The 13,605-nt window shown below is 63.3% G+C and carries 12 protein-coding genes; 8 read left to right on the plus strand and 4 right to left on the minus strand.

The genetic code is table 11. The features are described 5' to 3' along the window. Positions 1 to 2: 2 nt before the first annotated feature. From cmk to IWX77_RS14760, 8 genes are all read left to right on the plus strand, one after another. On the plus strand, positions 3 to 695 hold the full coding sequence (gene cmk / locus IWX77_RS14725; RefSeq protein ID WP_196845277.1) for a (d)CMP kinase: 693 nt from the start codon (positions 3 to 5) through the stop codon (positions 693 to 695). Next, positions 688 to 2,199 (plus strand): ribosome biogenesis GTPase Der, encoded by a 1,512-nt coding sequence (gene der, locus IWX77_RS14730; RefSeq protein WP_196845278.1) that lies wholly within the window; start codon positions 688 to 690, stop codon positions 2,197 to 2,199. The genes cmk and der overlap by 8 nt, the downstream gene beginning before the upstream one ends. A 209-nt stretch (positions 2,200 to 2,408) precedes the next feature. Beyond that, entirely contained in the window at positions 2,409 to 3,791 is a 1,383-nt protein-coding gene (locus tag IWX77_RS14735) for a hypothetical protein (RefSeq protein ID WP_196845279.1), read from the plus strand. Positions 3,792 to 4,254: 463 nt separating this feature from the next. Further along, complete coding sequence (locus tag IWX77_RS14740; protein WP_196845280.1) at positions 4,255 to 5,370, plus strand: hydroxyneurosporene dehydrogenase; 1,116 nt, start codon at positions 4,255 to 4,257, stop codon at positions 5,368 to 5,370. A 365-nt stretch (positions 5,371 to 5,735) separates the two neighbouring features. Continuing rightward, positions 5,736 to 7,064 carry a flavin monoamine oxidase family protein gene (locus tag IWX77_RS14745; RefSeq protein ID WP_196845281.1) on the plus strand — a complete coding sequence of 443 codons (1,329 nt, stop codon included), beginning with the start codon at positions 5,736 to 5,738 and terminating at the stop codon, positions 7,062 to 7,064. Between the two features lie 207 nt (positions 7,065 to 7,271). Continuing rightward, positions 7,272 to 7,979, plus strand: coding sequence for a histidine phosphatase family protein (locus IWX77_RS14750; protein WP_196845282.1), 708 nt, complete (start codon positions 7,272 to 7,274; stop codon positions 7,977 to 7,979). 9 nt (positions 7,980 to 7,988) lie between these two features. Then, entirely contained in the window at positions 7,989 to 8,534 is a 546-nt protein-coding gene (locus tag IWX77_RS14755; protein WP_196845283.1) for a DUF3090 domain-containing protein, read from the plus strand. After that, positions 8,534 to 9,304, plus strand: a complete 771-nt coding sequence (locus tag IWX77_RS14760; RefSeq protein ID WP_196845284.1) for an SCO1664 family protein — start codon at positions 8,534 to 8,536, stop codon at positions 9,302 to 9,304. The genes IWX77_RS14755 and IWX77_RS14760 overlap by 1 nt, the downstream gene beginning before the upstream one ends. Here the strand turns inward: IWX77_RS14760 and IWX77_RS17235 are convergent. The 4 genes from IWX77_RS17235 to IWX77_RS14775 all read right to left on the minus strand — a co-directional run bounded on the left by IWX77_RS17235 (position 9,301) and on the right by IWX77_RS14775 (position 13,518). Beyond that, the gene (locus IWX77_RS17235; protein ID WP_297412870.1) at positions 9,301 to 9,435 is read right to left on the minus strand and encodes a hypothetical protein; all 135 of its coding nucleotides are present in this window, start codon (positions 9,433 to 9,435) and stop codon (positions 9,301 to 9,303) included. The two genes, IWX77_RS14760 and IWX77_RS17235, sit on opposite strands and share 4 nt — an antisense overlap. 155 nt (positions 9,436 to 9,590) lie before the next feature. Beyond that, positions 9,591 to 10,562 carry an ATP-grasp domain-containing protein gene (locus IWX77_RS14765; RefSeq protein WP_196845285.1) on the minus strand — a complete coding sequence of 324 codons (972 nt, stop codon included), beginning with the start codon at positions 10,560 to 10,562 and terminating at the stop codon, positions 9,591 to 9,593. A 165-nt stretch (positions 10,563 to 10,727) separates the two neighbouring features. After that, positions 10,728 to 12,500 carry an ABC transporter permease gene (locus tag IWX77_RS14770; RefSeq protein WP_196845286.1) on the minus strand — a complete coding sequence of 591 codons (1,773 nt, stop codon included), beginning with the start codon at positions 12,498 to 12,500 and terminating at the stop codon, positions 10,728 to 10,730. Positions 12,501 to 12,513: 13 nt separating this feature from the next. Continuing rightward, positions 12,514 to 13,518 carry an ABC transporter ATP-binding protein gene (locus IWX77_RS14775; protein WP_196845287.1) on the minus strand — a complete coding sequence of 335 codons (1,005 nt, stop codon included), beginning with the start codon at positions 13,516 to 13,518 and terminating at the stop codon, positions 12,514 to 12,516. Positions 13,519 to 13,605 lie beyond the last annotated feature (87 nt).

The following is a 13,605-nucleotide window of genomic DNA, read 5'->3' on the forward strand; positions in this document are numbered from 1 at the left end:
GCATGGCACGTCACTCTCTCCCCACCCTTGTCGCCATCGATGGGCCGGCCGGCAGCGGCAAGTCGAGCGTGAGCCGTGCGGCCGCACGCCGCCTCGGCTTCGCCTACCTTGACACCGGCGCCGCCTACCGTGCGCTGGCCTGGTTGGTGCTTGACCGCAGCACCGATACGACCGAAGCGGATGCCGTCACCGCGCTCCTGAAAGACTTCGACTATTCGATCGGTACCGATCCAGACGAATACTTCGTCACTGTGGGAGAGACCGACGTGACCGACGCCATCCGCTCGCCGGAGGTCAGCGCTGCGGTCAGCGCTGTGGCTCGTGTTCCCGCGGTGCGGGGCGCACTCACCGAGCTGTTTCGCAGCCTCGCCGCGAACGTGGATCGACCGGGCGTCGTGGTCGAAGGGCGCGACATTACCACCATCGTCGCCCCCGAGGCCGAGGTGCGCATTCTACTCACGGCATCGGAGGAGGCTAGAATGGCCAGACGCTCTGCGGAAATAACGACCCAATCGGCTGAAACCGTGGCAGAACAGCTGCGATCGCGTGATCGCGCTGACTCACAGGTTGTCGATTTCATGAGCGCTGCAGACGGTGTGATAACCGTCGACTCCACCCATCTCGACTTCGAGCAGACCGTTGAAGCGGTCATCGACGTCATACACACACGCACGAAGCGGGCTTTGAATGAGTAACGAATACGACGACACGAGCACAGCGCTCGACACCGAGCTGGCGGAACGACTCGCCAACCTCGATGAGGAACTTGCCACCCGGCGTTCCGCCGCCCTGCGCACGGACCTCGACAATTACGACCTGGACGAGGAAGACCTCGACGTGCTTCAGGCCGTCACGAACGACCCCGACGCCATCCAGTACCTGCCGGCCGTTCCGGTTATAGCGATCGTCGGTCGTCCTAACGTGGGTAAGTCGGCGCTGGTCAACCGTATCCTCGGCCGCCGCGAGGCCGTCGTGGAGGACACCCCCGGTGTCACGCGGGACCGCGTGGCCTACAAGGGGGAATGGCACGAGCGCAAGTTCAGCCTGGTCGACACCGGCGGCTGGGAGCCCGACGCCAAGGGCATCGACGCGTCCGTCGCCGCCCAGGCCGAGATCGCCATCGACCTGTCCGACCTCGTCATGTTCGTCGTTGACTCCAACGTGGGCCCAACCTCAACCGACGAGGCCGTCGTGCGCATGCTGCGCAAGAGCGGCAAGCCCGTCTTCCTGATCGCCAATAAGGTTGACGACGTGCGCCAGGAGCCCGAAGCGGCCAGCCTGTGGTCGCTCGGCCTCGGTCAGCCATGGCCGGTCTCCGCCCTGCACGGTCGTGGTGTTGCCGACCTGCTCGACGCGATTCTGCTCGTACTGCCCGAAATCTCCAATGTTGCCAAGCAGGAGGTCGGCGGCCCGCGCCGCGTAGCCATCCTCGGCCGCCCGAACGTCGGCAAGTCCAGCCTGCTCAATAAAGTCGTGGGGGAGGAGCGCGTTGTTGTCAATGAGCTCGCCGGCACGACCCGCGACCCGGTTGACGAGCAGGTTGAACTCGGCGGCAAGGTGTGGCGTTTCGTCGACACCGCCGGTATTCGCCGCAGAGTGCACCTGTCCCAGGGTGCCGACTTCTACGCTTCGCTGCGCACCAGCGCTGCCCTCGAAAAGGCCGAGGTCGCCGTTGTGCTGCTCGACGTGACCGAGGTCATCAGTGAGCAGGACATCCGTGTTATCGACCTCGTGATCGAATCGGGCCGTGCGCTCGTGCTCGCGTTCAACAAGTGGGACCAGATCGACGACGACCGTCGCCGCTACCTGGAACGTGAGATCGAGCAGGACCTCGCCCACGTGGCCTGGGCCCCGCGCGTGAACATCTCGGCCAAAACCGGTCGCCACATGGAGAAGCTGGTTCCGGCCCTCGAACTCGCGCTCGGGTCGTGGGACACCCGCATCGCCACCGGCAAGTTCAACGCCTTCCTGGCCGAGCTCGCCGCGGCCCACCCGCACCCCGTGCGCAGTGGCAAGCAGCCGCGCATTCTGTTCGGCACCCAGGCCTCAAGCCGCCCACCGACGTTCGTGGTGTTCACCACCGGCTTCCTCGACCCGGGCTACCGTCGTTACATCCAACGCCGCCTGCGTGAGATCTACGGCTTCGAGGGAAGCCCGATCAACCTCAGCATGCGCGTGCGGGAGAAGCGTAAGCGCTAAATCCCAGACTCGAAGCGGTCGGCCCTGTTAACGCAGGTCCGGCCGCTTTTTTGAAACAGCGCGCCCGCCGGGTACTGCGCAAAAGTGTCGACTCGATTTGTGTGCCCACCATTAGTGAGTAATGCTTCTTGGGTACACTGTGGCTCCCTACAGCCGATCACCTGCACGCTCCGAACTTGTGCATAACAGGGAATATACGTAACTAACTTATGGCTTTTAGACACACCCCAACACCAACGAACAACCAAAATTCAACTCGTACCCCGCAGACTGTCGCCGATGGCACCCCGCACGCGGGTCCACGACTAGCTATTCTTTCGGCACTCGCGGTATCCGTCATCGCCCTCTCCGGCCTCGCCGCAGCTCCGGCCAGTGCCGACACCACGGCTTTCGACAAGACCAGCGCCTCCATCGATATTCCGGCCGGGGGAAGCGTGTCCACTCAACTGGACACGCTGCCGTCAGAACTGAAATCCGTTGATATAAAGTTTTCCACCTCTGGGGTCAAGAGCCGCAGCAAGGTCAAAATTGCCGTCGGCCCGGAGAACGCATCAGCGTATTCCTTCACCGCACCATCGGGCACCAGCGCTACGAAAACCATCACGGTTCCCGTGAACTCGAACACGGACGGTAAGGTCACCGCCTCCAGTAGCGGCGCTGACGTCACCCTAAACCTCGCGGTTACGGGTTTTGAGCGTTCCGCAACGAGTCCGGCACCCGCGCCCGCTCCGGCACCCGCGCCTGCTCCGGCGCCCGCGCCTGCTCCGGCGCCCGCTCCGGCGCCTGCTCCGGCACCCGCGCCCGCTCCGGAAACGAGTGGTGTGCCCGGTGACTCCAACACTGGTGTCCCGGCCGGAACAGCGCTCACCGTGCACGAGGGCGACATCAACGTCACCGAGGCCGGTACCGTGCTCGACGGCCTCGACATCCATGGCCTGGTCAAGATCAGCGCCCCCGACGTCACGATCAAGAATTCCATCATTCGCGGTGGAACCATGAACGGCCCCGGAGCGCTCATCAACAACCTGGGTGGATTCAGCAACCTTGTCGTCACCGACACCGAGCTGTCCCCGACCACCGCGTCGCCCGATGCCAATGGCATCTACGGCTACAACTTCACCGCCACTCGCCTGAACATCAACAACGTGATCGATGGCATCCACATCACCGGCAGCGACGTGCGTATTCAGGACTCCTGGATCCACGACCACATGCATTACAGCAATGACCCGAACCAGGGCGGATCACCCAGCCACGACGATGGCATTCAGATCCAGGCCGGAAACAACGTGTCCGTGACCGGTAGTCGGCTCACCGATTCGCACAGTGCCGCTGTACAGATCACCCAGGACCGTGGAAAGGTCTCTGACTTCACATTCACCGGCAACTTCGCCAATGGTGGAGCCTGCACCGTGAACATCGCTGAAAAGTCCTACGGCCCGATCGCAGGGGCGACGATCACCGACAATACCTTCGGCCATGATTCTCGTCTGGCGGACTGCGCTGTGATTGCTCCGACCACAACGAAGATTGACTTTGCAAACAACCACTACGATCCCGATGGAGCCCTCGTCAGCGTCAAGCAGGGTTAGTCCTTCGCCCTGACCGTGGACAACGTCGTGCTTCTCGTGTTCGCTGAGGACGCCCGATGTTGAACCCGCTTCCACCTGCGTGATGCGTAAAAGCGAAATTCGCTAACCGAATGCGGTCGGCCCTGTTCATCAGGTCCGACCGCATTTTTATGCCCAGGGCCAGCGTATTTTTCACCCTTATTCGGGTAGGTGACGTGAGAAAGCATGTGTTCGGGTGTGCCATTACTCATTGCTGGCGTCGTCATCACGGACAACACGTGAGGTACCGACACCCGCCTGGCCAACCGCGGCGTCATCGCGTCGACCACGACCACGATTACGATTTCGATTTCGATTACGATTGACCATGTTTGCACCTATTTCACTGATGGCAGCGCCGTCGCAATCCATACAGGCTGAACCGCAGGATCTGGTGCCTCGGATAGTGGCGGTGTATACCTAGGTCATCGGTAAAAGGAGAGTCATGATCACGACGAGTGTCCGCCCCGCGACCGGCGTGCGCCTGGCCTCTGATTCGGCTGACTTCGCGCGGCTCGGCCTCAACCCGCTTCGGGCGGAGGTGTTCGAAGACGGCCTGCGCACCGACCCGAACCGTCGTGGGTCGTATGAGTGGTGGTATTTCGACGCAAATCTCGATAACGGTGCCAAGCTCGTCGTCGGTTTCTACACGAAGAACCCGGCAACGCCCAACACCCGGCTGGCTCCGTTCGTGACCATCAACCTCGACCTGCCCGACGGGAGGTCGTTCGAGACAACGTTCGCAGCCGACGCCACGCAGTTCAGCGCTTCCGCCGAGGGCTGCGACGTGCGCATCGGTGAGAACCGTTTCAGCGGTGACCTGCAGACCTACCGGGTGGCGGCATCCATTGAAAACGTCACGGTGACCGTGACGCTCGCCGGCACGGTACCGGCCTGGCGGCCCGCGACCGGGTACGAAATGTTTGCCCGCAACGGGGTCGAGAAAACGTTCGCCTGGTTTGTGGCGGTGCCGAACGGGCGTGTCGAAGCGGAATATTCGGTCGACGGGCAGGTCGAAAGAGCCACGGGCATCGGCTATCACGACCACAACTGGGGCGATGCTCCCATGCGCGAACTCATGCACAACTGGTACTGGGGCCGCGCGCAGGTCGGGCCGTACAGTCTGATCGCCGCTCACATCACCGCCGAAAAGGCCTACGGGTATGAGCCGCTGACGATCCTGCACCTCGCCCGTGACGGCGTTGTGGTTGCCGACGACGGCACCAAGGTGGCCGTCAGCACGGATCGCATCGGCATCGACGTTTCCACCGGCAAACCGGTAGCGGATGCCCTCACCTACGACTACCGCGCCGGCCCGGACCGCTTCACCATCACCTTCGAGCGGGAGCAGACGCTGCTGCGCACCCGGTTCATCGACGTCGTTCCGCCGGCCGCGAAGGTGCTCGCGCGCCTGATGAGGTTCGACGCCGCCTACCTGCGCTTCGCCGGAACCCTCGTCTTGCGCCGCTACCTCGACGACGTGCTGGTCGAGGAACACACCGAAACCAAGGCCCTCTGGGAACTGATGTACCTGGGTAGGACGCGCGCTCTCGAGTCATGATTCGTGGCCGTCGCCGCGAAGCCACAGCCCATTACTCGAAACCAGCATGCTCGGCTCGCCGTTCCCACACCCGATCACGCCGGCTGCGGTCCTGCGCCGAAAATACCCCGAGTATCGTCAACGGGTGCTTCCGAACCGGCGATTCGCGTGAGTAGGGTGGGCGTCGCGGAGCCTGCGCCCGGACTAATCAGCAGTTCGACTGGGGGGCCGGGCCGGGCCGGACAGGGCGGGCAGCTGTATGAAATGGGGCGCACACTGTTGACAACGCTCCGCCCGCCCGCCCGCCGCGCGCCTTGGCGGGGCTTTTCCGCGGGGCTGTACGTCAGGCTTTGTCGTATCCGGGGGCGGGTTGCTACATTGAGCCAATGAAGAACTTTGACACCGTTGTCATCGGTGCGGGCGTCTCTGGACTCACCGCCGCACGGCTGCTGGCGCAGGCCGGGCAGCGTGTCGTTGTACTCGAGGCGCGCGATCGCATCGGCGGCCGCACCTGGACCGAGCGCTCTGACGGCTTCATCAGCGACCGTGGCGCCTCGTGGATTCACGGCGTCGATGACAACCCGCTGGCCGATGTGGTGGGCTACTTCGGTTTGCGCACGGTCGAGTTCACTGTCGGCAGCTACCAGCCAGACGGGCGCCCCATCGCGTATTACGGGCCAACCGGCGAGCGCCTGAGCGATGAGGCCATCCACGGGTTCGCCGACGACGTTCGCGACTTCGGCAAGCACCTGTCGGTCACAATCGACGCCTCCGCACTGGGGAGTTCGTACCAGGAAGCCATCGATTCGACCCGTGCCAGGCTGCACTGGGATGCTGACCGCGCCGAGCGCGTGCGGGAGTTCTTGCTGCACCGCTCCGAAGAGCAGTACGGAGTGTGGGCCGGGGACGTTGATGCGCACGGCCTCGATGACGACACTGTGGCGGGTGAGGAGGTCGTCTTCCCCGACGGCTTCGACCAGCTCGCGGCGAACCTGGCCAAGGGGCTCGACGTCAGGCTTGAGCACGTGGTCACGCGCGTCGAGTGGTCGGACAACGGAGCCACCGTCAGGTCCACCCGGGGTGAGTTCACCACGGCCCAGGTCGTCGTCACCGTTCCGATCGGCGTTCTGAAGTCCGGTGGCCTTGTCTTTGATCCCGCTCTGCCCGAATGGCTCGCCAGCGCCATCGCCGGTTTCGAGATGAACAACTTCGAGAAGGTGTTTCTGCGCTTCCCGACCAGGTTCTGGGACGACGATGTCTACGCGATTCGCCAGCAGGGCACGGCCGGCGAGTGGTGGCACTCCTGGTACGACCTGACGGACCTGCACGGGGTACCGACGCTTCTCACCTTCGCGGCGGGGCCGAGCGCCATTCAGACGCGAGAGTGGGACGACGACCGGATTGCCGCGTCGGTGCTGGAAGCCCTGCGCGGTCTCTACGGGGAGCGGGTTGAGCGTCCTGAGCACGTGCTGATCACCCGCTGGCAGGACGATCCCTACTCCGGCGGGTCGTACGCGTACATGAAGCCCGGATCGACCCCCGCGGACCACGACCGGTTGGCCACTCCGGTCGATGGTGTGCTGCACCTCGCGGGCGAGGCGACCTGGACGGAAGATCCCGCAACGGTGACGGCGGCGCTGCGCTCTGGCCACCGTGCGGCCCAGAACATCCTGGGTCGTGAGCTGACATTTGACGGGCTGTCGCATCCGCTCTGATTCGGTTCCTACCGCGGCTGTGCCCCTGAGAACCCTCCCGCGGATTGGCTGGTTCATCCGAATCCGATCCGGGCAGTGAGATGCACTCTCGAGCGCTTCGTGACGGTGGGTGTCCTGCCACTCGTTGCCGTCGCGACCGAAGGGTGCCAGCAATCGTCGGCGGTCTCTGTGTGCAGCAACGCCGAAATGGATGCCTAGGCTGTAGGCATGGCTACAGTTATTCTTGTGCGACATGGTCGCACCACCGCGAATGCCGATGGCATCCTCGCCGGACGCATGGCTGGGGTGCGGCTCGACCAGATCGGGGTTGACCAGGCGACCCGTGCCGGTGAGCGCCTGGCCGTGGTACCGCTGGTCGGCGTGGTCTCGAGCCCCCTCGAGCGCTGCCGGCAGACCTCGCAACTCATCCTCGATCACCAAGCCGGCTCCCCGGTGACGCCGATCGAGGAGGGCATCACGGAGTGCGACTACGGTGACTGGCAGGGCCGAGCCCTCAACGATCTTGCCATGCACGACCTGTGGCCGGTGGTGCAGAACCAGCCGTCAGCAGTCGTTTTTCCCGGCGGCGAGTCGATGGCGGCAATGCAAGCCAGATCGGTCGCCGCAATTCGGCGGTTCGACGCGGCGTTCGAAGCGCAGCACGGACCCGGAGCCGTCTGGGTGGCAGTGAGTCACGGTGACATCATCAAGTCAATCCTGGCCGACGCGCTCGGCATGCACCTCGACCTGTTCCAGCGCATCAATGTGGGCCCCGCGTCGATCTCGATCGTGCATTACGGCACCAACCGCCCGAGCGTGCACGCCACCAACACCGATTCCGCCGATCTCTCCTGGCTCGCTGCGAGCATCCGCTCGGAGGACGCCCCGGTCGGTGGTGGGGCCGGGCATCAGTCGACGCACAAATCGCGCGCGTAAAATAGTCGTATGCCTACAATCGTGCATGAGTTCGCCTGGCCGGATCGCGTCGTCGTGGGCACCGTCGGTCTGCCGGGGGCGCGCACGTTCTACCTGCAGGCGCGCACCGGAGCCCAGATCGTGAGTGTCGCCCTCGAGAAACAACAATCGGCTCTCCTCGCCGAGAAGATCGACGAGATCCTCGACCAACTGAGCAACTTTGAGGGTAACCCGTTCAGCATCCCGACCACCACTCCCGTTGAACTCGTCGACAACGATCCACTCGAGCAGCCCGTTGAAGAGGAGTTCCGAACCAGCGGCATGAGCCTGGCCTGGGACCCTTCCACCGTGCAGGTCGTGATTGAGGCGTACCGGTTTGAGCAGAGCGATGACGAGGCGTTTGAAGCGGATTCCGAGGAGCCAGCAGAAGTGTTATTGGTACGGATGCCCGTCGGCACCGCTCGGGCATTCGCGAAGCGAACCCGCGAGGTCGTGGGGGCGGGCCGGCCCATGTGCCTGCTCTGCGGAAACCCCATCGACGCAAGCGGGCACGACTGCACGAAACCCGCCGACTGATGATCGCCCCGGCCGACCTGGACGACGGCACGATTGAGCTCACGGGGCGAATCAGAATAGCCTCCAATGCGACGTTCCTGGCGAAGATCGGGGGCGTACAGGTGGTCTACAAGCCGATAGCCGGCGAGCAACCGCTGTGGGATTTTCCCGATGGAAATCTCGCCAGCCGCGAGGCCGCGGCGTACTTGGTGTCTGAATCATTCGGCTGGAACGTCGTGCCGCTCACGTGGCTGCGCGACGGCCCGATGGGCCGGGGGATGGTGCAGTTGTGGCAGGACGCCGACCCAGCACAGGACGCCGTTGACCTGGTCTCAGCGCATGCCGTTCCCGAAGCCGGATGGCGCCACGTGCTTGAGGGTACGGATGAGAAGGGTCGTCCGGTCACGCTGATCCACGAGGATTCGCCGGCGTTGCGCCGGATGGCCGTGTTCGACGTGGTCGTGAACAACGCCGATCGCAAGGGCGACCATATTCTTGCGATGGCCAACGGACACCGTCACGGAGTCGATCACGGCGTCACTTTTCACGCCGAGCACAAACTTCGAACCGTACTGTGGGGTTGGCTGGGCGACGATCTCACCGCGGATGAGCTCGCTGGGATCGACCGCGTCAGCGAGCACCTGGCCGGTGAGCTCGGCGAGACCCTCACAGAGCTGCTCAGCGACGAAGAAATTGCTGCTCTCGCCGCACGTTGCGCCCGATTGCGGTCCGACGCCCGGTTTCCGGCCCCACACGGCGAGATGCCGGCCGTTCCTTGGCCGCTGTTCTAGGGCACTGGTGGATGCGCACGATCGCCGGCTCCGGCGAGCACGTTGCGCATGACGTGCGGGGTCTGTGCTTTGAGCCCCTCGAGCAAAACGCCGGTGTTGTCGGTTCCGTTCTGCCCACCGACAAAGAGCATCGGCCCCGAGGGCACAATCTTGCCCGGCGAGAGGGCTGGGCTGCGATACGACTGGGGCGGGTCGACCGACGTCGGTTGGGTAGTCCTTGTGGCCTCCCTCCGGGCCCCAATCTGCCCCGAGCCTCCGACACTCGACTACCCGTGGTCTAAGCGGGTCAGGCGGGCACGCGTGCGGGGAGCAGGCTGCCCAGGAACCGGGCGATCGCGCGGGCGGCGGGCAACTCGGCGGCGGCCTCGACGTCGGGGTTGTAGTTGGTGTTCGTGTTCACGTCGTAGGTCACGCGGCGGCCGTCAGCGGTCTCGATGAACTCGACGCCGGCGATCTCGATGCCCTGCTCGGCGAGGAACGCCTCATACCGGGCAATCAGCGGGTCGCCGTCGAAGCCCTCCCGCAGAGAGAACGGGGCCGCCGGGGCGTCGCCGGGAGTGTCGCCGGGAGCGTCGCCGGGAGTGTCGCCGGGTGCGACGAGGCAGGCATCCGCTGGGCACAGCTCGAAGCTGCCCGCTGAGATGTCGACCCGCACGGCGTAGACATAGCGACCGCCAACGAATTCAACCCGAGTAATGAATGGGCGCTCGGCGACGAGGTACTCCTGCAGCAGGGTGATGCCGTCGACGGGCTCTTCGAACTCTGGCGAGGCGAGATACGCGTCGAACGCGTCGTAGGAGTCGAACCGGCGCACGCCGAGACCCTTACCGCCTTGGTTGTGCTTGGTAATGAACGGCAGGGTGAACTCGCGCGAGCGTTCGCGCAGGCCGTCGCGGCCGAACACCGCCACGGTCGTGGGCACATCGAATCCCGCCGTGCGGAGGGCGCGGTGCTGCTGAACCTTGCTGACCTCGAAGTTGATCGTGTCGCCGCCGTTGACGATGCGCTGGCCCGACTGCTCGAGCCAGCAGAGGTAGGCCCGGGTGAAGTCCTTGGAGTGCGTGTTGCCGCGGGTGTGCGCCGAAGCGCTCATGCGCGACCAGTAGACGCCCGGCGCCGGCTCGGTGTCGAGGTCAATCGAGCCTTTCGTCAGCAGGATCTCTTCTGCGTCAACACCCTCGGCCAGGAACGCAGCGGTGAACGGCGGCAACCAGTCGGGGTTCTCATGAATGATGTATACGCGCGGCGTCAGGGTCATGTCTCCAGCGTACGTGCGCGGAGTGTTTGCCGGGCCGCAGACCGTCATTCGGTTCAACGGCGCGTAGCGCACACCACGTGCACGAACCCAGAGCTGTTCTGCCACCAGAATAATGAGCCCAAAAGCAGCGGATGCCGTGCCGCCAACGATCTCGGCACGATAACGTCAGCGCCCGGCGTGCCAGAACCGTCGTTTGGGCGCGCCCAGCGGGCTGCCGAAACGCTGGCCCGACTGCCTTCCGTTACCCGCTGAACGCCCGTAGACCAGATACATGGTCAGGCTCATGATCAGCATCAAGAGCACGGTGTAGACGAAGGTGATCGACATCGAATCGAGGTTGTTCTCTCCCTCGGTGCTCGCCTTGATGGCGATGCCCAGCGGCTCGTACAGTGGGTGGTACAAGAAGACGGCCGCGTCGTAGTCGTCGAGCAGGCTATTGAAGTTCAGCGCGGTCACCGCAGCAGCAGCGGGAAGAACCAGAGGAACCAGCACGCGCCGAAAGGTGAAGAGAGACTTTGCTCCCAAAATGCGCGCGGCATCCTCCAACGAGTCAGGGATCGAGGCGAAACCGGCCTTCAGAAGCCTCAGCGTGAACGGCACTTTGACAATGATGTAGGCGATCAGTAGGAGCAGAGCCGTTCCCGTGAGCACCTGCCCGCCCACGACCGGCGCCGGGCGATCGAACGTCATGACCAAAGCCAGGGCGATCAGAATTGTTGGCAGAATCCACGGAATATGCAACAGGTACTCGAGCAGTGACGTGAACGGGTTTCGATACTTCTGCAGAATCCGGGCCACGAACAGCAGGCCTCCCACAACAATGACCGAGGCCAGAGCGCTGTACACGACGCTCACCAGAAACGGGCGCAGCACAGCGGGGGTGCCCAGAACGGTCGCGTAGTTCTGCAATGTGAACGAATCCCACGTGATGGTGCCGGTGACTATGCTCGCTGACTCAACGAAGGAGAACACAATGATGAGGAGTACGGGCGTCGAATAGACGATGAAGAGCAGCCAGGCTGCGACGTTCACCCCGACTCTGCCCCATCGGCTCTGGATGCGCTGCTTCTGCAGCGGCGTCGCGACTTTCGCCACTGAAAAGTACACGCCAGACTTCTCGAGCCGGTTCATGGTGGCGAGAATGATGATGGTCGCCAGCCCGAGAATGATTGCGAGCAGGGCCGCAAGATCCTGGGAGCTTGAGCTGCGCGAAAAGCTCAAAATCATCGGTGCAATCGTTTGAAACTGAGTGCCGCCGAGCACGAGCGGTGCGGTCAGTGCGCCCAACCCGGTGAGAAAGGTCAGGACCGTGACCGCGAAGATCATCGGACGAAGCGCCGGCAGCACAATGCGCCAGAGAATCTTCCACGTCGAGGCCCCCATGATTCGGGCCGCCTCAATGGTCTGATAGTCGAGCTTGGCCAACGCCGACGAGAGAAAGAGCATGTGGTTGGTCGTCGTGGCGAAGGTCATCACGATGACGACGGCGAAGAATCCTGAAAACCAGTTCGGATCAACGTCGGGAAACCAGTTGCGAACGGCGCTGGTGATGAAGCCATAGCGACCGTAGATGAAGTTGTACCCGGCAGCGAGCACGATTCCACCGTAGATGAGCGTTGTCGCATAGCCCAGCCACAGCACCCGGGACCCAGGCACCTGAAAATACTTGGTCACCAGAACGATGAAGATACCGACGACATTGACGGTGATCGACAGGGTGAAGGCCAGAAGAAAGCTGTGCCACAGGCTGCGCATGGCTCGCTCAGAACTGAGCAGCTTCTCGACCGAGCGCCCGCTGAACTGGCCGTTGGGAAAGAAGGTGGACATCAGCAGATTCACATTGGGAAACACCAGAAAGGCGGTGATGAACCACAGTGTTGCCAGGGAGACGACGATGACGAGCGGTGAGCGGAACATGGTCCGCAGCGAAGTGCGCATAAGCTGCTCCGTTTCAGTACTGCAGGATCGACGACGGGTCGATGTGCACCGTGACCGATGATCCCTCGGGCAGGGGAGCGGCACCATCCTCGATCACCATCGCCCGGATCGTGCTTTCACCGGAACGGAGCGTGTAAGTGCTGTAGGCACCGTGGTAGGCGCGTTCCTGCACCGACCCGCGCAGGCTCGCCGAATTCGACGAGGGCCTGAGCGAGACCTTCTCCAACCTGACGTAGCTGGTCTTGTTCGGGTCGAGATCTGTTGCGCCGCCGCCAACGAGTTCACGCACGGTGTGGGCCGCGAGCCGGTTGATCGCACCGATGAACGTGCACACAAACTCGGTGCGGGAGCGATCGTAAATGTCTGCTGGCGTGCCGATCTGCTCAATGACGCCCCGATTGAACACGGCGATGCGATCGCTCATGGTGAGTGCTTCTTCTTGATCGTGGGTCACATATACCGTGGTGATGCCGAGGTCGCGCTGCAGGTCTTTCAGCTGCTCGCGCAGTTGAACCCTGAGTTTGGCATCGAGGTTCGAGAGCGGTTCGTCGAGCAGCAGGATGCGCGGCTTGAGAACCAGCGCACGGGCAATGGCCACGCGTTGTTGCTGCCCACCGGAGAGTTCAGACACGTTCTTGTCGAGTTGGTCGGTCGACAGCTGCACTTGGCCGGCAATTTCGGTGACCAGCCGTTTCGTATCCGCTTTGCTCATCTTTTGAACCGTCAGGCCGAAGGCGATATTCTGCCCGACAGTCATACTTGGAAACAAGGCGTAGTTCTGAAACACCATGCCGATGCGGCGTTTCTCGCTCGGCACCCGCGTCGAGGCCGTGCCGTCGATATAGATTTCGCCGCCAGTGGGCTCAATGAAGCCGGCGAGGGTTCTCAGCGCTGTCGTCTTGCCGCAGCCGGATGGCCCGAGCAGGGTGAAGAACTCGCCCTCGGCCACATGGAGCGAGAGCTCGGGGATGGCCTTGTGGTCGCCGAACGTCACTTCTATTTTGTCGTATTTGATCATTGGGGCTCCTCGGGGAATCACCCCGCGTTCGATGCTCGGTATCGAAAAGGCGTATGCGGGTGTACCCGCAGACGCCTGCGCCGACTC

The organism is Cryobacterium sp. CAN_C2 (assembly GCF_015751745.1).
Taxonomy (GTDB): Bacteria; Actinomycetota; Actinomycetes; order Actinomycetales; family Microbacteriaceae; genus Cryobacterium.